At 52.3% G+C, this 22,053-nt stretch carries 21 protein-coding genes; 1 reads left to right on the top strand and 20 read right to left on the bottom strand.

The genetic code is table 11. The features are described 5' to 3' along the window. Window positions 1-3: 3 nt before the first annotated feature. The 19 genes from mreD to EYB30_RS01200 all read right to left on the bottom strand — a co-directional run bounded on the left by mreD (window position 4) and on the right by EYB30_RS01200 (window position 19,173). Window positions 4-486 (bottom strand): rod shape-determining protein MreD, encoded by a 483-nt coding sequence (gene mreD / locus EYB30_RS01290; protein WP_166836225.1) that lies wholly within the window; start codon window positions 484-486, stop codon window positions 4-6. Beyond that, window positions 486-1,337, bottom strand: a complete 852-nt coding sequence (gene mreC, locus EYB30_RS01285; RefSeq protein WP_166836223.1) for a rod shape-determining protein MreC — start codon at window positions 1,335-1,337, stop codon at window positions 486-488. The genes mreD and mreC overlap by 1 nt, the downstream gene beginning before the upstream one ends. A 29-nt stretch (window positions 1,338-1,366) precedes the next feature. Further along, the gene (locus tag EYB30_RS01280) at window positions 1,367-2,410 is read right to left on the bottom strand and encodes a rod shape-determining protein (RefSeq protein WP_008219881.1); all 1,044 of its coding nucleotides are present in this window, start codon (window positions 2,408-2,410) and stop codon (window positions 1,367-1,369) included. A gap of 218 nt (window positions 2,411-2,628) precedes the next feature. Beyond that, the gene (locus EYB30_RS01275) at window positions 2,629-6,747 is read right to left on the bottom strand and encodes a DUF6701 domain-containing protein (protein WP_166836221.1); all 4,119 of its coding nucleotides are present in this window, start codon (window positions 6,745-6,747) and stop codon (window positions 2,629-2,631) included. Window position 6,748: 1 nt separating this feature from the next. Next, window positions 6,749-7,153: a type II secretory pathway component gene (locus EYB30_RS01270; protein ID WP_166836219.1), complete on the bottom strand. Its 405-nt coding sequence runs from the start codon at window positions 7,151-7,153 to the stop codon at window positions 6,749-6,751. After that, entirely contained in the window at window positions 7,143-7,820 is a 678-nt protein-coding gene (locus tag EYB30_RS01265; protein WP_166836217.1) for a type II secretion system protein, read from the bottom strand. The genes EYB30_RS01270 and EYB30_RS01265 overlap by 11 nt, the downstream gene beginning before the upstream one ends. Then, window positions 7,820-8,347 (bottom strand): type IV pilus modification PilV family protein, encoded by a 528-nt coding sequence (locus tag EYB30_RS01260; RefSeq protein ID WP_166836214.1) that lies wholly within the window; start codon window positions 8,345-8,347, stop codon window positions 7,820-7,822. The genes EYB30_RS01265 and EYB30_RS01260 overlap by 1 nt, the downstream gene beginning before the upstream one ends. Beyond that, entirely contained in the window at window positions 8,341-8,829 is a 489-nt protein-coding gene (locus tag EYB30_RS01255; RefSeq protein WP_166836211.1) for a prepilin-type N-terminal cleavage/methylation domain-containing protein, read from the bottom strand. Before EYB30_RS01255 ends, EYB30_RS01260 begins: the two co-directional genes overlap by 7 nt. Before the next feature lie 17 nt (window positions 8,830-8,846). After that, the gene (locus EYB30_RS18700) at window positions 8,847-9,347 is read right to left on the bottom strand and encodes a prepilin-type N-terminal cleavage/methylation domain-containing protein (RefSeq protein ID WP_166836207.1); all 501 of its coding nucleotides are present in this window, start codon (window positions 9,345-9,347) and stop codon (window positions 8,847-8,849) included. 25 nt (window positions 9,348-9,372) lie between these two features. Continuing rightward, window positions 9,373-9,942, bottom strand: coding sequence for a prepilin-type N-terminal cleavage/methylation domain-containing protein (locus tag EYB30_RS18695; protein WP_166836204.1), 570 nt, complete (start codon window positions 9,940-9,942; stop codon window positions 9,373-9,375). 89 nt (window positions 9,943-10,031) lie between these two features. Further along, entirely contained in the window at window positions 10,032-11,261 is a 1,230-nt protein-coding gene (locus EYB30_RS01240; RefSeq protein ID WP_166836201.1) for a type II secretion system F family protein, read from the bottom strand. A gap of 2 nt (window positions 11,262-11,263) precedes the next feature. Next, window positions 11,264-13,009: a GspE/PulE family protein gene (locus EYB30_RS01235; protein WP_166836198.1), complete on the bottom strand. Its 1,746-nt coding sequence runs from the start codon at window positions 13,007-13,009 to the stop codon at window positions 11,264-11,266. Between the two features lie 4 nt (window positions 13,010-13,013). After that, window positions 13,014-14,150, bottom strand: a complete 1,137-nt coding sequence (locus EYB30_RS01230; RefSeq protein ID WP_166836194.1) for a tetratricopeptide repeat protein — start codon at window positions 14,148-14,150, stop codon at window positions 13,014-13,016. After that, a complete protein-coding gene (locus EYB30_RS01225) occupies window positions 14,147-15,058 on the bottom strand; it encodes an ExeA family protein (protein WP_166836189.1) in 912 nt (303 codons plus the stop codon). Before EYB30_RS01225 ends, EYB30_RS01230 begins: the two co-directional genes overlap by 4 nt. 2 nt (window positions 15,059-15,060) lie before the next feature. Beyond that, on the bottom strand, window positions 15,061-16,722 hold the full coding sequence (mshL, locus tag EYB30_RS01220) for a pilus (MSHA type) biogenesis protein MshL (protein ID WP_166836186.1): 1,662 nt from the start codon (window positions 16,720-16,722) through the stop codon (window positions 15,061-15,063). Then, window positions 16,712-17,041, bottom strand: a complete 330-nt coding sequence (locus EYB30_RS01215; RefSeq protein WP_166836183.1) for a hypothetical protein — start codon at window positions 17,039-17,041, stop codon at window positions 16,712-16,714. The genes mshL and EYB30_RS01215 overlap by 11 nt, the downstream gene beginning before the upstream one ends. Then, window positions 17,019-17,669: a hypothetical protein gene (locus EYB30_RS01210; RefSeq protein WP_166836181.1), complete on the bottom strand. Its 651-nt coding sequence runs from the start codon at window positions 17,667-17,669 to the stop codon at window positions 17,019-17,021. The genes EYB30_RS01215 and EYB30_RS01210 overlap by 23 nt, the downstream gene beginning before the upstream one ends. Continuing rightward, window positions 17,666-18,262 carry a PilN domain-containing protein gene (locus EYB30_RS01205; RefSeq protein WP_166836179.1) on the bottom strand — a complete coding sequence of 199 codons (597 nt, stop codon included), beginning with the start codon at window positions 18,260-18,262 and terminating at the stop codon, window positions 17,666-17,668. The genes EYB30_RS01210 and EYB30_RS01205 overlap by 4 nt, the downstream gene beginning before the upstream one ends. After that, window positions 18,262-19,173, bottom strand: coding sequence for a hypothetical protein (locus tag EYB30_RS01200; RefSeq protein ID WP_166836177.1), 912 nt, complete (start codon window positions 19,171-19,173; stop codon window positions 18,262-18,264). The genes EYB30_RS01205 and EYB30_RS01200 overlap by 1 nt, the downstream gene beginning before the upstream one ends. Before the next feature lie 69 nt (window positions 19,174-19,242). On the opposite strand from EYB30_RS01200, the gene EYB30_RS01195 reads away from it, so the two are divergent. After that, on the top strand, window positions 19,243-20,199 hold the full coding sequence (locus tag EYB30_RS01195) for a 1-aminocyclopropane-1-carboxylate deaminase/D-cysteine desulfhydrase (RefSeq protein ID WP_166836175.1): 957 nt from the start codon (window positions 19,243-19,245) through the stop codon (window positions 20,197-20,199). Here EYB30_RS01195 and EYB30_RS01190 read toward each other — a convergent pair. Further along, on the bottom strand, window positions 20,153-21,613 hold the full coding sequence (locus EYB30_RS01190) for an EAL domain-containing protein (RefSeq protein ID WP_241697928.1): 1,461 nt from the start codon (window positions 21,611-21,613) through the stop codon (window positions 20,153-20,155). The genes EYB30_RS01195 and EYB30_RS01190 overlap by 47 nt on opposite strands. Window positions 21,614-22,053: the final 440 nt, after the last annotated feature.

Genomic DNA, 22,053 nt, shown 5'->3' with positions numbered 1-22,053 from the left:
AATTCATTGGATTTTTAACTGTCGCCGGTAGCGGCGCAATAGCCAGAATAACCAGGGCCACACCAGCATACCGGTTAGTACCGGCCATAAATACTGCGGCCGGAAATAGACCCCGGTAAGAAAATGGCTAAGCCAGAATAACAGTAGCTGATACAGTGCCAGCAACAAGCCCAGCAACAACGACTGCTGCACCACAGAGAAATTGCGGATTTTAAGATGGTGCTGCGCCACAACAAAGATCACCACCGCAAAGGCCAGCGCATTTACGCCCAGCACGGTGCCCACCAGCACGTCGACAATAAAGCCGGTAAAAAAGGCGGTCAGCACACTGACCCGTTGTGGCAAGGCCATCGCCCAGTACATCAGCACCAGTAACGCCCAGTCGGGCCGCGCCAGTTTCACCATTTGAGGCATCGGCATCACCGTCAGCAGTAAGGCGACAAACACCGACAGATAAATAAAGCCCAGTCGTTCTGGTTTACGCATCAGGGTAGCTCCGCAGCGGCTGCCACTGCAGCATCTGGCTTAGATAACAGTAGCACATGGCGTACCCGATCCAGCTGGGCATAAGGCTCGGCATACACCACCATAAACGGCTGGCTGGCGTCCTGGCTAATACGAACCACTTTAGCTACCGGGTAACCTTCCGGAAAGCGGCCATCCAGGCCCGAACTTAATAAGCGGTCACCTTCGCGGATATCGGTACTGTGGGGTAAATGCATAACCCGCAGCAAGTCCCACTGGCCCAGACCCTCAACAAGAGCACGCACGCCGGTGCGTTCGGCGCGCACGGCCAACGCATGGGTGTTATCAGAAATTAACAGCGCGCGGCTGCTGGTGGGGCCAACGCTGACAATCTGGCCCACCACACCCTGATCGTCAATCACCGGCTGAAACTCCGTGACGCCGTCTTTACTGCCTTTATTCAGCACCACCTGATGGCTGAACGGGTGGCTATATACTGCCAGCACCTCGGCCACCAGCCGCTCGCCGCTGACAACCGCCGATGAACCCAGTAAGGCGCGCAGTTTTTCATTTTCCTGCTGTAAAAAGCGCAACAGCTGCAACTGGCCGCTTTGCTGCAATAAGGTTTCTTTTAAACGGGCATTTTCATCCAGCACGGCTTGCTGCGACATAAATTGTTCAGACGCGCCGGAAAACAGCGCTTGCGGCAAGCTGGCAACATAAAACAGCGGGCTGACGGCACTGGTGAGGTAACTACGCAGTTGGGTAGAGCTGTCGGTAAAGCGGTCGAGGAACATCAGGCCAGCACTTAGCACCACGGCTAAAAACAACCGCAGTGGCAAAGACGGGCCCCGACTATAAATTTGATTCATACCAGTACTAGCACCGCGGCCGTGCTCAGTTAGTCATAACTGAACACATCACCGCCGTGCATATCTATCATCTCCAGGGCTTTACCACCACCACGGGCGACACAGGTCAGGGGATCATCGGCTACCACCACCGGGATACCTGTTTCTTCCATCAGTAAGCGATCCAGATCGCGCAATAAGGCGCCACCACCGGTAAGTACCATGCCACGCTCAGAAATATCCGATGCCAGCTCTGGCGGTGACTGCTCCAGTGCCACCATCACGGCACTGACAATACCAGCCAGCGGCTCTTGCAGCGCTTCTAAAATTTCGTTACTGGTCATGGTAAAGCTGCGCGGTACACCTTCGGCCAGGTTACGGCCACGCACTTCAATTTCCAGTACATCATCGCTGGGGTACGCCGAACCAATTTCGGTTTTAATGCGTTCGGCCGTAGCTTCACCAATTAAGATACCGTAATTGCGACGGATATAGTTGACGATAGCGTCGTCAAATTTATCGCCACCAATGCGCACAGAGGATGAGTACACCACACCGTTTAACGAGATAATGGCCACTTCGGTAGTACCACCACCAATATCAACCACCATAGAGCCAGTCGCTTCTGACACCGGCAGGCCGGCACCAATAGCGGCCGCCATCGGCTCGTCAATTAAATATACTTCACGGGCGCCAGCGCCTTGCGCCGATTCACGGATGGCGCGGCGTTCAACCTGGGTAGAGCCGCATGGTACACATACCAGCACGCGTGGGCTGGGACGTAAAAAACTGTTGCTGTGCGCCTGGCGGATAAAGTGCTGCAGCATTTTCTCTGTCACATAAAAGTCGGCGATAACACCGTCTTTCATCGGCCGGATCGCTTTAATATTGCCCGGCGTTCTGCCCAGCATCCGTTTTGCAGCGTGGCCCACTGCCGCGACACTTTTTGGCCCGCCGGCACGTTCCTGCCGAATGGCCACCACAGACGGTTCATTCAGCACTATGCCCTGATCTTTTACGTAAATCAGCGTATTTGCTGTACCTAAATCGATAGATAAGTCGTTGGAAAAGAGGCCACGCAATTTATTAAACATGAAAGAACCGGATCCTTATTAGCCCGCGCGCCGAACAACCACTCAACAGCGCTGAGCTGTGGCGTCACATGGGTAGTAATTAGTGCTGGGGTTATTCTATGTAACTCCCCGCCAAGTGAATAGCTTTATCTTACATTTTTATGCAATTAAACCAAGCCCCGGCGTTATTTATCTGCCGCCAGCCTGGCGCGCGCAGCATACAGCAGTCAGATGAACCGTCACTGAAAAAGTTCACGCCAGGAAATTTGCCGCGGGTTGCCACGAAAGCGACCAAACATAAATTCAGCTTGCGGGTTGTCGTCAAATACCCCATCGCTGTCCCAGTCGCCTTGCAACCAGATCGGCGCCAGATACTCCATCTCGCCGCGACCGCGCTCTCCTGTTGCCGGCAACAGCAGTGCCGGCACACCATCAATCACACTGCTGCCTTGTTGCATCGCGGTAAAGGCCGCTTGCGGGTTGCTGCTGGCTTGCAGTGTTAGCGTCGCGGCACCAACATAAGGTTGTTCTTTTTGCAGCTGCAAATTTATATTACTGCTACCGGGCTGTACAACGGTGCCAGCGCTTAACACTGTGCAATTATCCTCGCTATTATCGATAAAACGCTGCGTTGGGCTATGCCAGTACTGCGCCTGCAACCTGACCGGCAGGCTTTCGTGCTCCGGGCCATAGGTATTGTCCAGCGCCAGACGGCCAAAGCGCATATTTAACCTGCCATCAAGCGCCGCAGCGTCTGCGCCCAGGGTGTAGCTTTGAAAATCACGGCCATCCTGCTCTAACAGCAGTTTTATACCAGGTTGCAGTGCAGCATAAGGGCCATCTCGCTGTGCTGCACGGTTAAAGCTTGCATTATCTTGCTCAACATTATAGACACCACGCTGCCAGTTAGCCGCGACGACACTGAAACGATCTGCCGGCAGACGAACCGCATCTTGCTCTGCCACCACGGTTGCAACCGCCGTACCGCTATAATCGGTTGAATGGTAGTTAAACAAGGTATTGCCGGCGGCCCCTTTTGCTGCCAACTGATAGTTAATCGTCAGCGCCGGCTGCGACATATAGCTGAAGATGTTATTGCAGCTGTTAGTGACCTCGCTGCTAACCAGTTCGAAGTGGTGTGGATAAAAGCGGCCGATATCAGCGCTGTCCGGTTTAACGGCAACATCAGACGTCGCCAGATAGCTATCATTGTTTAGCCTGGCTTGCAGATTGATACTGCCCACTTCATTCCAGCGAACGTTGCTGACCTGCTGGCGGCCGTTCGCTGCCGGTTGCGTTAAGTCTGTTGCCCCTGCATTTAACACCCCGTTACTGCCAGTATCAGGGTACGCCAGCGCTGAAAAGGCTAACTCAACCTGTTGCCGCGGATTTTCCCGGCCAAAATTAGGCGTCGCGGCACCCGCGGCATTTTGCGCTTCTATCACAACGTTAAACGGCTCACCGGCGGCGATAAAACCATCGCCCGAGTTGGTGGTGCCGGGGTTGGCTGTGCCATCGGGGCGCGTTGCCTGCACCACCGCCAGAGTATGCGGCCGCACGACAAAAGCGTTGCTGCTGGTTTGCAACGTGATTGCCGGATCGGGCAGCTGCTCCGCCAGCGCCAGCCGGGCGTGTAATCTAAGCTGCCCTACATCGCTATAGTTCATTGCTAAAGGCGCTGAGCCTGTATCGTCAAAGTTCAACATAAGCGTCGTGCGGTTGTTAACTGTACCAGCATCGTTGGCGGCAATTGGCGTTTCATCTACTGAAAACTGCTGTCCAGAAATGCAAGTGCCAGGATTTTCACAACTAAAGCCTAGCTCTACTTCTTTAGGGCCGCGTACTCTTGCATCACAGGCACCGGTAGTGGTGTTACTACGTACGGCACGCAACACACCATTAAATGTTTCACCTGCTGTTTGATGATTTACCGGCGCTTGTCCATCCACTTCGGCAAATAATAATCCGGAGTCAACAAAACGGATTTCACAAGGTGTACCACCTGGCTCTGTCAGGCACCTATTGCGCTCGGGGAAAAATGCTTTGGCCGCAGGTACACTGCTAATGGCGTCGATACTCACCTGCGGATTAGCACCAATAGCCGGGTTTCTCAGATAAGCAATGCCGCTGCCGTTGTTCAGTGTAATCGTATTGCCACCAACCCAGCTGGCATTAGCATCGGCGCTTAATGTTACAGCAACCGGATCAGTGTAGGTATCTGAACAATCTTGGTTTACACAGGCTTTTACTTCAACCGCCGCCGCCAGACAGCTGACCATTTCTGCCGGATGGCTTAATTGAAAATGATCGATTAATACGCCAACCGGCTCTGAGCGCAATGCACAGATGCTGAGATTATCCAGCTCGTGAATATTGGTAGAGCCGCCGGTAGAGCCGGTAATGGATAAGAAAAAGTTCTCAGGCACAGGAGCCTGCCCCGTCTGTTCTTGCACGTTGAATGGAAGGATGAGATTTTCGAATCCCTGACCAGACTTTGTATCACGCTGCACTGATACCAGTGTAGTACCAGCCTGAGTCGAATCGATGATAAACCGGTAGCGATGCGGGGTATTCTGGTTGCCATCTACCGCTGGTGATAAGCAATTGGTATTGATATTGGTTGCACCATTGTTGCAGGTACCGCGCAAATAACGATAGCCTGCTGTTCCTTCTCCTGAGCCCCGCACCACCACCGACTGACGCCGCCGGCCAACATTAGTACTCCCCCCTTCATTAGAGTAGTTACCATATTCGTCGATACCAAAACCAAGCCAACCGCCGGCAAAGCCTGGAATACCTGGCTTAAAGCCGTATCCCAGCGGCCCCCCAAAGGCGCCTGGCTGCGGCGAAATCTCGGCATCAGACAAGACCAGCGCCAAGCCATCAGCACCGTTGCCGCCATAAGCCCAGTAATCAAACTCTACCACCACCAGATTATCGGCCGCCGGATATAAACGCTGGTAAGTTGCCGACGTAGACTGATTGGCCACTGCCTGTGTCATACGTAAACGGTTATTAACCACCGTAGGGGTAAAATTACCGCTGCTGCGTGCCGTTACCCAGCTATCAGACAGAGAGGAACTAAAACTGTCGGTTAAGCACTGCGCGCAGCTACTCAAGCGCGCAGTGCCATCAAAGCTATTACCCGCCAGCTGGTTTTGATACATCGCACTAACTTGCGCCGGTGTCAGTGCTTGCTGAAATAGTAACACTTCGTCGATGTCGCCTCGAAAGTCGTCATCAAAAGCGCCATTGCGTTGCCACCAAATACCGACTGCGGCCCGGTTCACACTCAGGCTGGCATTACTTACTGTTTGGCAACTAATACGTTGTTGGTTTAAATACAAACATAGCTGATCATTACTGCGGGTTAACGTCGCCTGAGTCCAGCTGTTGTTGGCCACTACCGGGCTGGCACTGCCGCCGCCAAAATTAACATACTGACCTTTTACACCGGCCCTGACTTCATTAGCCGCGTTGATATAGAACTCCAGTTCAGTGCTGGTTTGGTTATTGCTGGCCGAAAACAGTTGTTTGAAATCATTATGTGCATCCAGCCTGAACCACATTGACACGGTAAAATTGGTTAAGCCATTCAGCGCTGCGGCAGGTACATTGATATAATCACCGCCGGCGGCAGAAAAATCAGCCGCTTCCAGCACCTGGCCATCGGTCACTGCGCCAGCATTGATTGCCGTGGCCGGGTAATTTCCAGTGAGATCAGCAACAATGCTATTATTTTGTGCCGGGCAAAAGTCCAGCGGGTAATGCGCTCTGGCAGAAGGCAATCCGGCTGCTGTACATAAGCCGGGCAGCTGCAGCGCATTAATGGCATCGTCATCACGCACCACGGTGGAATTACCAACACTTATCGCACCATTTGCCGCCAGGCCACCGATAATCACATTTTGTGCATTAATACTGATGCTGCCGGCTGAAAACACTAACGCATTAATTTCAACTAAATTATTCACTGCCACATTGGCGCGCACAACGAGTGTCAGCTGTTCGGTATCGCCATTAGCATTCAATCGCAAAAAATTACGCACATCAAAGGTATCATTGACATAGATAACGGCTTTTTGCCCTGCAGCCACCGACAACTGGTAATTGTTGCCAACATCGAGTGAGCCGAAATAATAATTGCCGCCCGCCAGCACAGTGCCACTGGCAGGCCAGGGCGTGTTTTGCCACGGCACGTTGGCAAGGTCAAAGGGGGAAATACCATTCGCCCCCAGGTTAGGGTTAATGCCGGAGGGGTCGGCAAATAAATCAGAGCATACCGGCTGTGCCAGTAATGGCATCGCCACTACCAGACTCAAGCTTAACAACACAGCGTTTAACCAGCCTTTAAGCATATCAACGTACCTCTATCTGCACTTTGCGGCTGGTGACAAAATCCGCGCTGTTGCAAGTTGACACACTGGTCAGGCGAAACACACTGCCACCGTCGGGTAACGCATTGGTTAGCTCAGCACAGCTTACTGCGGCGCTGCAGCCGGTTAATTCCGTCGCCGAGCTAAAGTTATAGTTTTTAGCACTACAGCTACCGGTGCCAACCAGCGGGAATAATTCGGTTAACGCCAGCTCAAGCCCGCTTTGCGCAGTAAACAACGCTTTAGTGCCCTGCACTTCATACACCACATTTTCACTACTGCTAATCAGCAAACGTGACAAGCTCAGCACCAGCGCCAGCATCACCACTATAATAAAAATGGCGACCACTAAAGCACTGCCGCCTTGTGTATAGGGTTTAGGGTACATTTGGAATATGCACCTCGTAGTTAAAAAACATACCACTGCCGGTGGGGCCAAAATTAAGATACAGGTTTACCAGCGCATTGCGCTCCAGCGTCGCTTCGGCCACCGTAAAACGGCTATCGGCCTGCAGCTGCTGCGCCATCAGCTCACCGTTGCGGGTTAAATTGGCGCCCAGCCGGCAGTAACGTACCGTTTCATCATAGACATAAAATCGTCTGGCCGGCGACTCAACACTAAAAGCAGCGCCGCTAAACGTCAGCGTATTGGCCCCTAGCGCGCTGACCTGTCTGGCTCTGCTCTGTGCGCCGGGCCTGACATGCTGCGGATACTGGGCATAGATCACGATGTAATCGTTCTCCTCTACCTGCGCGCTCAACCAGCTATAGGTTAAGCTATCTGCGGTTAAAGACTGATACAGCCCCACGGCTTTAATCGGCATAAACTCCAGACAATCATTCTCGGCCTTGATACTGTTTGGCAGCGCATTTCTTAGCTCCCGCACCAGGCGTTCGGCAACAAAGCGGCTTTGCGCCAGCAACTGCTCACGCTGGGCCGCATCAACATACATCTGGCTACCAATGCCAATATAGCTGCTGGCACCCAGCGCCAGCACAGCCAGTACCACCATTACGGTAATAAGCTCCACCAGCGTAAAACCGTTGCGGCGCATTACCAGTTACCCTTATAGGCAGTAAAACGCACTTCAGCGCCGGTGGGGGTGGTAACAATAACGCTGATGCGCCGCACATTGGCAAAACTTTCCGGCTGAGTGCCTGCGTCTACCACGTCAACCTCGATCAGATAACTGCGATACAGCTCAGCCAAGGCGCTGTCTTTGGCGTCGGTTAATGTATCGCCACTGGTTTGATAATCATTATAGTCTTCTACGCCGACAAAGCCGGAGCGGGCACCGCTTCTTGGCGGCACAAATACCGGTATAGCGCTGCAGGCAGGGGCGCCGCTTTCACCACAACGCAGCTCACTGCCGTCTTTAAAACTGTTTTTGTCATAGCGACGCGACAGTATTTCATTCATTAAACTGTGGCCCAGCTCGGCCGCGCGTACCTGATGCCAGGGATCGGCAGATTTAACAAATAACGGCCCCAGCACTGAGGTAATAAGCGTTAAGCTAATGGCCAGCACAACGATGCCGGCAATCAGCTCTATCAGCGTAACGCCACGGGCCGGTTTTAACATGGGTGGATATAGCCTTCGCTTTCAATGCAGATGCGCAGAGTATTGGCGGCATTGATTGTCAGCTGGCAGCCACCAGACGTACAGAGGCGGCTTGGCAGGGTTTCGGCAGTAACCGGCTGGCCTAAGCTGTTAAAGGATAAATCAACGCCGTGGCTAAAACTGAAACTGATATTTTCACCACTGCCAACCTGAATAAGATTGTCGCTGCAACTGCTGGGGTTGGTGCCAATAAGGCTGCTGCCGATAAACAGCACCGGGGCATTGCAGCGGCTTAAGTCATTGCGACAAGCGCTGTCGGTGCACTGCATGGCACGCAGTTGGATATTACGCATTACATTGATGATCTGATCGCGATACAGGTACTCCGAGGTACCCGTAGCATCAAAAAAACGGGGTAGCAGGCTAACCGCCAGTACCCCGATTATTACCAGCACCACAACCAGCTCAACTAAGGTAAAGCCGCGGTATGATGCGTTTTTCATGCTGTTGAACTCAGTGCTTAGCAGCCAGTTATAACAAGAGCTGTAGCAAACTGAGTGTCAGCATCTGCCGCTTGCGTGTACTCTACATAGCAACCATCATCCGCTAAGTCGGCCGTGGTTTGTGCAATACGTATTGCTACAGGTGTGCCCCCAGCCGTATTAAACACAAAATCTTCGGCTTTTAAATCTGCCACTGCGCGGATGGCACCAGCATCGGCTGCCGGGTAACCGAAAATAATATCCTCACCCGAAGCACAGGCTGCTGGATCTCCATCAGCAGCCGTCACTGTATTACCGTCAAGGCATGACAGGGCAGCTCTTTGTACACCGGCAATAACCGCTTTGCCATATACCATTGCCGAAGCAGATTTCACCGCGCCTTCAACCCCCTGAAGTACTGATGCCTTAGCATCACCAGAGAAATTTAAAAACCGGGGAGCTGCCGTTACTGCCAGGATACCCAGAATGACGATAACAATGATTAACTCTATTAATGTAAAACCTTGATTGCGTTTCATATTACTACCTATCTCTTATCTAAATTCAGTTCTTGAAAACATTAACTTGGCCGGTGGCAGGATTATAGATAAATCCATTGCCCGGAGTAGCGGTGCCCGTAGGCGCTGCCGCACCAACAGTCGCAACCTGATGGTAATAGCATAAGTTTGCATCAGCACGAACAAACAAAGTATTAGTACTGTCGTTGAAATCTGCAGCAGTATTAGTCGCCCTTGGGGGGGCTTGTAAAATAGTATTTAAAACACCTAAACAATCACCGCTGTTCATCGTTGTGGCAAGAGTATTACTTGTAACAGCATCAGTAGTTGGGTAACCACCAGTACGAGTGGCGGTACCGCCATCTACCCCAACTGGTACGCCGTCATAATTAATCTGTGCACTCGTGGAGTCCTTACCTGGCCGGCTTTCGACTTCCCACTGTGCACGTACAAGGCCCACTGCAGCAGCAAAGCCACCAGCAATACCTTCGATTGACGCTTCTTCCGCCTGTTCGGTTACATTTAAAAACCGTGGTAATGCCGTGGCGGCCAGCAGGCCTAAAATAATCACCACTATAATTAATTCAATTAAGGTAAAACCTGTTTGCCTTTTCATACTTGTGTCTCCCAACTGGTTATTATCATTAGTATATCGCTTATCGTTATAATTACATCCGTATTAATATATTTCCGCTTTGATCCAGCTTAACTGCTACCGCCTTTGTAGGCGTTTAGCATATCCCACATTGGCGTAAAAATGCCCAGCGCCAGTATTAATACCATCACGGCGACAATGGCAATTAAAATAGGCTCTATTTTGGCGGTCAAACTTTTTAAATCAAACGCCACTTCGCGCTCATAAAAGCCGGCCACTTCTGATAGCATATCATCCATAGCACCGGTTTCTTCACCCACGGCCAGCATTTGCAACACCAGCGGGGTAAACATCTGGCTTTGCTGGCTGACCTTAAGCAGGCTTTCGCCGCGTTCGATATTGCGCCGCATGTCACGGATATTGTCACCCAGGTAATCGTTATCCACCGCATCAGCAACCAGTGTTAACGCACTGGTCATCGGCACGCCAGCTTTTAACATCATACCAAAGCTACGGGCGAAACGGCCCAGCGTTGCGCGGTAAATAACACTGCCAATAATGGGAAAACGTATTTTCCAGCGGCCCCAAACCTTACGGCCATTGTCGGTTTTAATGTAATGCCGTAAGCCAAAGCTGCCCCCTACCAGCAACACGATAAGCAGTGGCCAGTAAGCAATAAAAAAGGCAGAACTGGCTAGCAACGCCTGGGTTGACCATGGCAGCTCGGCGTTAAAGCGGGCAAACATATTGGCAAACTGCGGTATTACCAACAGGTTTAAAATAAACATCGCAACAACTAAGGTTGCCAGCACAAAGATAGGATAGCGGGTGGCTTGTTTAATTTGCTTGCGGGTTTCCAGTTCCTGTTCAAAATAGTAGGTCAGCTGTAAAAAGGCTTCATCTAAGCGGCCGGTGTTCTCCCCCACATGCACTATGCTGACCATCAGGCGGCTGAACACAGTAGGGTGCGCCGCCATCGCCTGCGACAGGTTACGGCCATTTTGCAGCTGCTCTACCAGCTCGGTGAGGATCTGCTGCAAGCGTTTTGAGCTGGTGCTAAGTGCTAAACCTTCAATTGCACGGATAATTGGAATACCGGCCTTCATCAGTGAGTACATTTGCCGCGACAACATAATCAGGTCGGTTAGCGATACGTTACGCTGCCACAGCACCGGCATACTCAGGCTGACACCGCTGCTTGGCTGCAGCGGCTGGATGGTGAGTGGAATATAGTTGCGCCGGCGCAGTAAGTCGGCCGCGGCGCTCTCATTGCCGGCTTCAATTTCACCGCTGACGGCTTTACCATTGGCATCGCGGGCGCTGTACTGAAAGTTCGCCATACTCAGTCAACTCCGGCCTGAACATCAGCCACGGCAGCATCAGGGTCGGTATCCAGATATTCCGATACCCGGATCACTTCATCCAGACTGGTCATCCCCTGCTGGGCATAGTGCAGCGCCATAGTGCCCAGGCTGGTAAAACCTTCGCTGTGATGCGCCAGCTGGGCAAAACCGGCGGTATCGTCACGGCGTAGTGCATCGGCCAGTGGCTTGGTGATAATCAGCAGCTCAAAAACACCGAAACGGCCTTTGTAGCCGCTCTGATTGCAGGACTGACAGCCCGGCGCATGCCAGTACCTGGCGTTAGCATTTGCTTTATGATGGCGCAACCAGCTGCTTTCCAGCTCATCCGGCTGATAGGGTTGTTTGCAGTAATCACACAGCCGCCGAACCAGCCGCTGCGCAATAATGGCCCGCAGTGCTGAGGCCACCAGATAAGGCGCCGCGCCCATATCAATCAGCCGCAGAGTACTGGTTACCGCATCATTGGTATGCAGGGTTGATAAGACTAAATGGCCGGTTAAGGCGCCGCGCAGACCCATTTCAGCCGTTTCCTGGTCGCGCATCTCACCTACCATGATAATGTCAGGGTCTTGCCGTAAAGTGGTACGCAATACGTTGGAAAAAGTCAGGCCAATTTTATGGTTTACCTGCACCTGGTTTACCCTTGGCAGCCGATATTCCACCGGATCTTCTACCGTGATGATCTTGCTGCCTTGCTGGTTTAATTCACTTAACAAACCATAGAGTGTGGTGGTTTTACCGGAGCCAGTCGGCCCGGTTACCAATATCATACCGTGCGGGCTTTTTATAATGCGCCTGAGCTTAGCCAGTAACGGTGCCGGCATGCCGGTTTCCTCCAGATGCAACAAGCCCGCCGATTGGTCCAGTAAACGCATTACCACCGACTCACCGTATTGCACCGGCATCGTCGAAATACGCACATCAATGCGGTGCGCTTTCACGTTAATCTGAAAACGGCCATCCTGTGGTAAGCGTTTTTCTGAAATATCCAGATTCGCCATCAGTTTCAGCCGCAGCACCAGAGCCGAGGCAATACTGACCTGATTCAGAATATTTTCCTGCAGCACGCCGTCTACCCGCTGGCGGATGCGCAGCACCTTTTCATCCGGTTCAATATGAATGTCTGACGCCTTAACCTGGACGGCATCTTCAAAAATGGACTGCAGCAGTTTAACGATAGTGTTATCAGCATCGGCCTGTTCGTCCAGCGCGGCCAGATCAAGATCACTGTCTTCACCATGCTCTGCTTTTAACTGGCTGGCAAAGCTTTCAATCTCTTTGGTACGACGGTACAAGGTGTCAAAGGCTTCTATTAACTGGCTTTCCCGCACTACTGCCAGCTCAATCTGCCGTGGCGCCAGCAAAGCAGCAATCTGATCTAAAGCCGCTAAATCAGCCGGGTCGCTCATACCGACCAGTACTTTGCTGCCATGATCCTCCAGCACCAGCGCCCTAAAGCGGCGGGCCTGCACTTCAGGTAACAGTTGTACGGCTTTGGGGTCAATACGCTTTTGCGCGATATCCAAAAAAGGCACATTCAACTGCTGCGCCAGAAATTGCAGTAACTGCTGCTCAGATAAAAACTTCAGCTCGGTCAGGGTTGCGCCCAGTTTGCGGCCGGTTTGCTGCTGTTGCGTTAGCGCCTGCTGCAACTGCGGGGCAGAAATAATCTGCTCATGTACCAGTAAGTCACCCAAACGCATTTTTAAACGAGGTCTTTGCATAGCGTTACTCTGTGGCGGCTAAGCGCTGTTGAATATAATGACGGCTGGCGGGCGATAAGCTGTCGCCACGCTGCAATGCCTGCTGAAAATGTAACCTTGCCTGCTGCCGCTGCTGTAAGGCGTCGTACGCCAGTGCCGCTCCCAGCCACCAGCGCGCTTGCTCTGGCTGCAACCTTACCAGTTGGGCAAACCAATTTAGTGCCGCTTGCGGCTGCCCCAATTGCTGCAGCGCCGTGGCTTTAAGGCCGTAATATTCTACTTGTTGTGCCAGCTCAAACTGCTCTGGCAGTAAATCCGTGACTTGTTGCCACTGCTGCCGCGCAGCCGCCTGTTGTGCCAGCAGCAGCTGGATATCAGCATCAACGATGCGCTGCGCCAACGCTTGCTGCAACACCTGCACTGACTGCGCGGTTTGCCCTAACAGCTGCCAAATTCTGGCTTGCGCCAGATAAGGCCTGCTTTGTGTGGGCGTAAGCGCCTGTACCTGCTGCCAGCGCTGTAAGGCCTGCTGTAACTCGCCGCTTTGCTCGGCAGCCAGGGCTTGCTGCATCAATACCTCGGCCTGTTGCGCCACCGTCAGGCCGGCGCGCTCTATGGTTACCGCCCGGGCGGCCGGTTTTGCCGGCTGCGCTGGCACCTCGGCGCTGCGGCTATCGGTTAACGGCGGTTCGTCGGCTACGTGGCTATCGCCGCGATTTGGCTGGGCCAGCGCCCTATCACCGGGCAGCATAGCGGGGGCACTGGGGCGGTCTTCGTTAATATCTGGCGGGACAGTATCGGCCGGCATAGCAGCAATAACTGCCGGTTGAGGCGCATCAGCTACCCGCTGGGGCACCTGCGCTGCTGTATTATCGGCGGCGATATCAGCTTTATCCGCGGCAGCCTTAACCGGGCTGTCGGCAGCGGTTAGCGCAGCATGCTGCGCGACGCTGGTTGCAGTTTGTTTGCTGGCTGTGACAGAGCGGCTTAAAATGGCGTACACGGCAAAGCACAACAATATAAAGCTAAGCACTAACAGCAGGTTAAGCCATAAAGGCCGGCCATCGTCTACGGCTACGCCCGGCACCGCCCTGTCGTTATCGGTACTGAGGTGTTGCTGACGGTGCTCCAAATCACGCAACATTTTATTCAGGACACTCATAACAGGCTCCAGTTTTGCCACCAGGGCCTGGATGCCGCCAGGGCAACAGCGGTCAGCGCCATAGCCGCTGCAGCACCATACCACCAGCGCAGCGGCTTGGTCCGTACATCCTCAGTGTCGATTGCCGCCAACCTGACATGGCCATAGCCTGCTTGTGGCTTACCTTCACCGAAAGCCAGTAATAAGGCTTTATGCGCCAGAATATTTACTAACCTTGGAATGCCCCGGCTGTATCGGCTAAGCGCACTGAGTGCCGCACGGCTAAATAATGGCCGCTGCGCCCCGGCCTGACGCAAGCGTTGCTGTAAATAAGCCGCCACCTGTGTGCGGCTAAGTAAGGTCAGCTGGCCGGAGAAAGTAATACGCTGGCGCAGCTGACGAAAGCGATAACTGGCCAGCCTGCTATCAAGCTCAGGCTGGGCAAATAACACGACCTGCACTAGTTTACGCTGCTCGGTTTCCAGGTTGGTGAGTAACCGTAATGCTTCCAGGGTGTCATCTGGCAAGGCCTGAGCTTCGTCAATCAGCACTATGGCTTTTTTACCCTGCGCTGACAGCAACATTAGCTGGCGTTGTAGTAACTGCAACAGCTGTGGCGGGTCAATATTGGCGGAATGTTTCAGGCCCAGCTCCAGCGCTAACGCCCAGCGCAGCTCCAGCGGCGTTAGCATCGGATCCGGGATATAAGCCAACTGCCAGTCGGGCAAGGCTTGCTGCAATAATTTGCGGCATAGCAAGGTTTTACCGCTGCCAACCTCACCACACACTTTAATAAAACCTTCACCAGCTGCCAGCGCCGTTTTTAGTAATGCCAGCATATCCTGATGTTGCTGCAACGGCACAAAGAACGCCGTATCCGGCGTTAAGCCAAACGGCATCTGCTGTAGGTGAAAGTGGTGCTGATACATGGTTACTGTGGGTACCAGTCAGAAATATAGTCTGCCGACTGGCGGATCTGTTGCTGCCACACGCCCTCGCCGACTACGGTGGGCTTAAGCAAAATCACCAGCTCTTTTTTCTTCTCGACTTTATTGATACTGGTAAACAATTTGCCCAATACCGGAATAGCACTTAACACCGGCGTACGGGACTCACTGTCGCTGGTCACGGTTTGCATTAAGCCACCGATGACTACGATTTCGCCGCTGCGGGCGCGGATAATAGTATCCGACTCACGGATGTTACTTTGCGCCAGCGGCAGGATCACTTCTTCATTACTGAAGCGGATGGTTTTGCTTTGTTCTGCGGTTTCGGTTACTGAAGGATGCACATGCAAAATAACACTACCGTTTTGATCAATTTGCGGCGTCACATCCAGTGCAATGCCCGAGAAAAACGGCTGCAGAGTAATATTGGGTGAGCTGGTCGTACCGCCGGTGCCCACTATGGTGTCGGTACTGACATTGGTAACAAAATACTCGTCCTGGCCCACTTTAATCACTGCTTTTTGGTTATTCATGGCGGTAACCCGCGGACTGGACAGTACCTGGGCATTGCCCTGTGTTTCTAACAGATTAATCACACCGTTAAAATCGACGTTATTAAACGAAATGGCGGTAACCCCACCCAATGAGGTGCTAATAGCATTGCTGGCAACAGCACCACTGGTACTGAAGTTAAAGCTGGTGTTGCGCAAATTAGCGATGGCATTCTGCCAGTTAATACCTTGCTGGTATTCGTCATTTAAGGTGACTTCAATAATTTTTGCTTCCAGCACAACCTGGCGCTGCAAATGCCGCTCAGACTGGCCCAGATAAGCCTTTACCGCGGCAATTTCGTCCGGCATGCCGCGTACGGTAACTAAGCCAGCTTGCGGTGTCACCACCACCATGCGCTGCGGGCCATTGCCGAGCACGGTGCTAACCGCTTTCTCTAACTCTTTCCAGAAATCGGTTTTACTTTCACTTTGAATGGTGCTGCCGTTAAATTGCTGCTGACCATACTGCGATTGACTCTGATTACCCAAATTACCCTGGCCTAAGTTGCCCTGAGAACCGCTGCTATTGCGGTTGTTCTGTCCGTTCTGGCCATTCTGATTATCTTGCGACACACCGCCGGAATTGACCGCGATGGACGAAAAACCCTGACGCTGTAACATCAGATAGTTTACGGCTATCGTTTCGGTGCGCAGGCCAGCCGGGTAAATTTTATATACCAGCCCTTGCTGGCGGATATCAAAGCCATATAGCTGCTGCACCACAGCCATGGCTTCGGACAGAGTGACCTGCTTTAGCTGCAGACTAATCTGGCCACTGATACCCGGATGCAACACCACACTGTAAGGTGTATCGCTGACCAGCGACTGGAAAAAGTCTGGCAGTTCAGCCTGCAGAGCAGCCACATTAAAACGCGGTAATGCGGGTTGTTGCGGTGCATAGGCGCTGTTGAGCAAATCCTCGGTAACCGCTGCCGGCACCGCCGGCGCAACTGCCGGCTGTGCCGGGCTCTGCTGCGCCTGTTGCAATACGCTGCGGGCGTGTTGCGCCTGTTCGTCAGGGGTAAACGCCTGACAACCTGCCAGCAGTATGCCGACACATCCCCAACCTAGCTTGGCAATAATGTTAATCTTCATATTGTTTTATCGCTGTATTAAGTAACCGCACCACTTGTCGTTCGCCATTTAGCTGCAAAACAACCTGCTTATTCTGGATTTCCAGCACCTGATATTGCTGGTAATACTCACCTTTACGCACCAATTGACCATTGAGCAAGGCGACAGGGCCGCTGTCAGTTTGTTTGATTAACTGCAACCTGATATCGATAGCCGGTTGCGCTTTGCTGTTATCATCTTTACCTTGCCAGCCAGGCGCCGGCCGTGTTGGATCCGCCATGGCTGTCATACTGATGGCGATGACCAGCAGCGCCAGACTACAGCCGGATAAAGTCTTCATTCTCGCTCACTGTAATAAGTTCTAATGTCATATCTGCCTGCGGATACTCAGTCACCTGATACTGCAGTGCGGCCCAGTTAACCAGCCAGGGCAACTGCTCCATGCGCTGTAATACCTGATATAAATTGGCATAACTGCTGCTGATCGTTAGCCTGAGTTTGTGCTGATATAACAGCGTGGTATCCGTTTCACTCTGGCCCTGTAATTTTACCGGCTCGGCTGGCGAGCTGTGCAAGCTTTTCAGCTGCACACCGCGGCTGCTTTGCAGTACATTTTGCAACAAGGTCACCATTTGCTCCGCACCAATAAAGTGGCTGGCGCTTAGCCTGATTTGCTCACTCAGCTGCTGTTGCTGTTGTTGCAGTGCGTCAATGCGCTGACGATAGTCATCTGCCATATCGGTGCTGACCTGCTGGCGTAAGCCAGCACTGAGTTGCTGCGCGTCCGACTGCTGTCGCTGCAGGCTGTGTAGTTGTTTTTCGCTGCTAAGCTGCATTTGCCACATCGGTTGCAGCCAGTAAATCGCCGACAGCCACAGCGTCAGCAGCAGGCTGCTGGCCCACAACAGCAGTTTTTCCCGCTGCTGCAGTTGATTAAAACGCTCATTCAGTAGCTGCCACTGTTTCATGTTTCAGGATCCTGGTTTGCTACCAATTCAAAAGCTACCGCGGCTTTTTCTGCCACCTGTTGCATTTGCACCTGGCTAAAGCGCTGGCCGCGAAAGTAGCTAAGTTGACGCATATCGTCCAGCCAAAGTGGCACCGTATCCGGGCGCAATGCTACACCACGGAAACTGCTATGGTGTTGTCTTAAATCAAAGCCGGTTAACCAGATCTCCGGCCGGTCGATCTGTTGCAAATGTTGCAGTACCGGACTGTAAAACTGGCTGGCCTGCTGCTGTTGTTCCGTTAAGTAGCCGAGTAAATGCTGCTTTTGCTGCACACTACGCTCAATAAGCTGCAACTGCTTTACCAGATCTGCCGGCGGCTGGCGCTGCGCCAATGCTTGCTGAAACAGCGTAATTTCCTGTAACTGCTGGTCCAGTTGCTGCTGCTGTTGTTGCAGTTGCTTGGTCAGTTGTCGCTGCTGCTGTTGCAAGCCCAAACCCAGTAGCAAGATAAACAACACTAGCAACGCCCAGCTTAGCGCCAGGCGCGATAAGCTGAAAGTTTGCCGCACCGGATGCAGCCTTTGCTGGTAAAGATTAACCTGTTGTTTCATCAGGATAGCTCCGCCGTATGCGGCATTAACGCCGCGGCTGCCGGCCAGCACTGTAACAATTGCGCTGTGGTTAATGCTGAGTCCGGCATGGCTTCAGTTAGCGGCTCAACCCGGCTGAAACCACTTTGCGCCAACAGCTCGCATATTAACGGCGCCTCTGTCATTAACAGCCGGATGTCCCGCACCGGTGCCTGTTTCAACTGGCTTTCGAAATAATCCAGCGAGCGTTGCAACTCCAGCTGTAGCCGATCCAGCGTGCCGTCATTAAAACCGCCCGGTGCTTTTTGATCTAAGTTAGCAAAGCCGCGGGTACGGCGCGAAAAATATAAAATACCATTGCGAACAATCTGTATCAGCACTTCCTGAGCTGGCTGGTGAATAACCAGCATCGTTGCTTGGCTGGTAGGCGCAATCAGCCGCGACGCCAACCACTCTTCCGGTTCAATTGACAACACCTCGATGCCTGCTTGTGTTACTTGCTGCACCAGAGGCTGCAGCCAACTAAAGCTGGCCGCCACCACATTGATTTTACTTTGCGCCCCGCCGGCGGCGGGTAAATCGATATAATCTGCCACCATATCTTCCGGGGCTATCGTCACTAAATCCTTTACTTGCCAGGGTAAAGCTTGCAGCATTTCAGTGTCGGCCAGCGCGGGCTTATCCAACTGCACCAGTTGATAAAAGTCCGGCGCTAATACAATGCGCAGCTGACTGCCTGAACTGACAGCTGACAGTATCCGGCTTAGTTCAGCTGCCAGTTTGCCTGGCCCATAGCTAACGCTAACAGAATGCTCTATTTGTGTGTTACTGACTTCAACCAGACTCAGCACACTGCTGCCGACATATAATGCCAGTGATTGCGGTTTGCTTGCCGATATATGACTGAAACGATGTAGAATTTTCCTCAGCATAATGCTGCCATTCACGCCCTGTGTAACGCTATACTAGCGACTATTAGCCTTACTGTCATGTGTCTTACCATGTTGTATTCATCTGAAGTTCAGCTTTTAACAACTAAAACCCATTGGCAGCAGCTTTCGCATCCGGTGTTGGCCCGATACCAGGTGCAGCTTTGGATTTGCTCTGTCGATACGGCAATACCTCAGGTGTCAGGTAATAAATGTCTGAAGCTGAAATACGCCCTGGCAGACGTATTTCAACAACAAAAAGCGGGTGTGTTTACCTTTGGCGGTGCCTTTTCTAATCATTTATCTGCAGTGGCGGCCAGCTGCAAGTTATTGGGTTTGCAAAGTGTCGCCTATGTAAGAAGCGACAGCCTCGACCTGAACAATCCTACGCTGGCCTTTTGTGCCGCGCAGGGCATGCAGCTTAAGACGTTAGACCGCAGCCGTTACCGCCAGCGCCATGACGCGCATTTTATCCGGCAGTTACAGCAACAACATCCGCAATTGCTTAGCCTGCCGGAGGGCGGTACGTCAGCCGAAGGAGCCAGAGGCGTTGCTGAACTTGAGTTAGCCATGACGCCAGAAGGCGCGGCCGATCTGCTCGTCTGTGCATCGGCCAGCGGAGGCACCCTGGCCGGTATCATAAACCGCCACACAACCCCGGTATTAGGTATAGCCGTAGTAAAAGACCGTACTTTGCCAGAAAAGATCAAGCAATTACTGCTGCCACAAAGTAGCACCAGGCTTTGGCAACTTAGTACTGACTATACCGGCGCCGGCTATGCCCGCTTTGACGATGGCTTATTGCAATTTTGTCGCGATATGGCCAGGCATCAGCTGTACGTCGAGCCAATCTACACCGGCAAAGCACTGGCGGGGCTGTTTTCTATGATCACGTCGGGTCAGATAGCCGCCGGCAGCAGAGTCAGCTTTTTGCATACGGGTGGTTTGCAGGGGTTACAGGGTTTGCACTACCGCGGTTTAATTACTGCAACTGACCTTGCGTTATTATCTGGTTCAACGGCTGGCTGAAATAAAAACCTTGGCCACCCGCGATACCCAGTTTCTGTAAGGTCAGCCATTCTTGTTCCAGTTCGACTCCCGTTGCCAGCACGCGGATGCCTTTTCCAGCATAGCTGGCAACCAGGCCACGCACAAATAACTGTTGTTCTAGGTGTTGATCTATATTGCGCACTACCGACGGATGCAGCTTGACCGATTCCAAAGGCAGCTCTTCAGCATAAACTGCAGTTTCAAGCAATAAGCCAACCTGATCCACTATCAGGGTGAAGCCTGCTTTGTGCAGTTTTAGCAGACGTGCTTTTAGCTGCTTATAGTGTTTCAGCATATGATGCTCGGTGACTTCCAGCGCCATTTGCTCAGGTTCCAGTTGGCCTGACAACAGCATCTGTTCCAGCCACTGCCACCACTGCGGATCTAACAGAGACTGGATACTGACATTAATGCTGCACCGGCTGTAAGTACGGGAGTCGACAGCGCATAGCCTGGCCGCTTTTAATAATACATGTTGGTCTATCTGACTTGCCAAACCACAATTATGTGCCATAGGCAGAAAGATGGCTGCCGGCACGGTGTTGCCCTCACTGCTTTGCAAGCGGATCAACACTTCGTGCTGTAGAATTTCGCCGTCCTGCCAGGAAAATACCGGCTGAAATGTCAAAACTAAGCGCTGCTCTTGTAATGCTTTGCTTAACTCCGAACGCCACCAGACTGAGCCTTTGGCCAGCGGCTTACCTTCCTGCTGCACCAGACCATAGGCTGCATTTGGGCCATGTAATTGTGCGGTCTTCAATGCCATATCAGCTTCTGACAGCAGCTGATAGGACGCCTCGCCGCGTTGATAAGCCGCATAGCCAATATGTAATACGTCCTGCTGGCTACACTCGGCAAAACAGCTGGCCCGACTCAATAGTGTCGCCATCCGGTCGCCAAGTTTTTCCATGTCTCTGGCGGATAGACCGGCAACCAGCAAGGCTAAATCATTGTCAGACAAACGTGCCAGAACGGTATCGCTATATCCTGCAGCGAGTCCATGCAGAATATCGACGCATCCTCGTAACCGCTGTAAGTGCTTGATACCGGCATGACCCGCATCCGGCTGGCTTAGTTGAATAATGTATAAGGCTCCTGTATCAGGCTCAGATGCGTCATTCAGATAATGCTGTAATTTGCTCTCAAAAAACACCCTGTTGCCAACTTCAAGCTCATGATCAATAAGCCCTTGTACTCTGACTAAGTGACGAACTTCCTGATCTCGCTTAACCAGATGACTGATGCGCTCAGCTACCTGCTGCAGTATTTCAGCTTTACTCTGTGCCGGCATGGTGGGCAACTCCAGTCGTTGTTCCAGCTGCACGATACTGCTGTGCAGCAGAGCATTATCCTGCTGCAACTGTTTGTGCTGATAGGAAAACAACCACCACAAAGCGCTAGCTGCTGCGAGCAACAGAGCATTGAGCAGGATTAGACCGACCAGACCTACTGACATTAGCGCGTAAAGCAAATTCGAGGACAAAAATAGAACTAGCAAGATGACAAGCAATAACAGTCGCATCCATTGCCGCAGATTATTCACTAATAACAAAGCCTGCTCCTTGTGTACTCGTTTTAGTGTTAATCTTTGTCGGTAATTTGTCGAGCCTTTCTGCATAAATGCGGAAAATAAAAAACCCCGCTCGGTAGAGCGGGGTTTGGAATGGGAGGCTGCGGGGCTGGCCTACCAGCGGTGAACTACAGCATCAGCAATAAAAAAACCCTTCGTTTTCACGAAGGGCTTATTTATTTGGGAGCCTGGCGGTGAACTACTCTCGCATAGCGAATGCTACACTACCATCGTCGCAGCTGCGTTTCACTTCTGAGTTCGGA

This window comes from Rheinheimera pleomorphica (genome assembly GCF_011634895.1).
GTDB classification, from domain to species: Bacteria; Pseudomonadota; Gammaproteobacteria; order Enterobacterales; family Alteromonadaceae; genus Alishewanella; species Alishewanella pleomorphica.
The sequence above is the reverse complement of the archived record's forward strand: the minus strand, read 5'-3'. Positions and strand labels throughout refer to the sequence as shown.

Coding starts and splice junctions, on each gene's coding strand:
- mreD (WP_166836225.1), bottom strand. CDS start 486: ATGCGTAAACCAGAACGACTGGGCTTTATTTATCTGTCGGTGTTTGTC.
- mreC (WP_166836223.1), bottom strand. CDS start 1,337: ATGAATCAAATTTATAGTCGGGGCCCGTCTTTGCCACTGCGGTTGTTT.
- EYB30_RS01280 (WP_008219881.1), bottom strand. CDS start 2,410: ATGTTTAATAAATTGCGTGGCCTCTTTTCCAACGACTTATCTATCGAT.
- EYB30_RS01275 (WP_166836221.1), bottom strand. CDS start 6,747: ATGCTTAAAGGCTGGTTAAACGCTGTGTTGTTAAGCTTGAGTCTGGTA.
- EYB30_RS01270 (WP_166836219.1), bottom strand. CDS start 7,153: ATGTACCCTAAACCCTATACACAAGGCGGCAGTGCTTTAGTGGTCGCC.
- EYB30_RS01265 (WP_166836217.1), bottom strand. CDS start 7,820: ATGCGCCGCAACGGTTTTACGCTGGTGGAGCTTATTACCGTAATGGTG.
- EYB30_RS01260 (WP_166836214.1), bottom strand. CDS start 8,347: ATGTTAAAACCGGCCCGTGGCGTTACGCTGATAGAGCTGATTGCCGGC.
- EYB30_RS01255 (WP_166836211.1), bottom strand. CDS start 8,829: ATGAAAAACGCATCATACCGCGGCTTTACCTTAGTTGAGCTGGTTGTG.
- EYB30_RS18700 (WP_166836207.1), bottom strand. CDS start 9,347: ATGAAACGCAATCAAGGTTTTACATTAATAGAGTTAATCATTGTTATC.
- EYB30_RS18695 (WP_166836204.1), bottom strand. CDS start 9,942: ATGAAAAGGCAAACAGGTTTTACCTTAATTGAATTAATTATAGTGGTG.
- EYB30_RS01240 (WP_166836201.1), bottom strand. CDS start 11,261: ATGGCGAACTTTCAGTACAGCGCCCGCGATGCCAATGGTAAAGCCGTC.
- EYB30_RS01235 (WP_166836198.1), bottom strand. CDS start 13,009: ATGCAAAGACCTCGTTTAAAAATGCGTTTGGGTGACTTACTGGTACAT.
- EYB30_RS01230 (WP_166836194.1), bottom strand. CDS start 14,150: ATGAGTGTCCTGAATAAAATGTTGCGTGATTTGGAGCACCGTCAGCAA.
- EYB30_RS01225 (WP_166836189.1), bottom strand. CDS start 15,058: ATGTATCAGCACCACTTTCACCTACAGCAGATGCCGTTTGGCTTAACG.
- mshL (WP_166836186.1), bottom strand. CDS start 16,722: ATGAAGATTAACATTATTGCCAAGCTAGGTTGGGGATGTGTCGGCATA.
- EYB30_RS01215 (WP_166836183.1), bottom strand. CDS start 17,041: ATGAAGACTTTATCCGGCTGTAGTCTGGCGCTGCTGGTCATCGCCATC.
- EYB30_RS01210 (WP_166836181.1), bottom strand. CDS start 17,669: ATGAAACAGTGGCAGCTACTGAATGAGCGTTTTAATCAACTGCAGCAG.
- EYB30_RS01205 (WP_166836179.1), bottom strand. CDS start 18,262: ATGAAACAACAGGTTAATCTTTACCAGCAAAGGCTGCATCCGGTGCGG.
- EYB30_RS01200 (WP_166836177.1), bottom strand. CDS start 19,173: ATGCTGAGGAAAATTCTACATCGTTTCAGTCATATATCGGCAAGCAAA.
- EYB30_RS01195 (WP_166836175.1), top strand. CDS start 19,243: ATGTTGTATTCATCTGAAGTTCAGCTTTTAACAACTAAAACCCATTGG.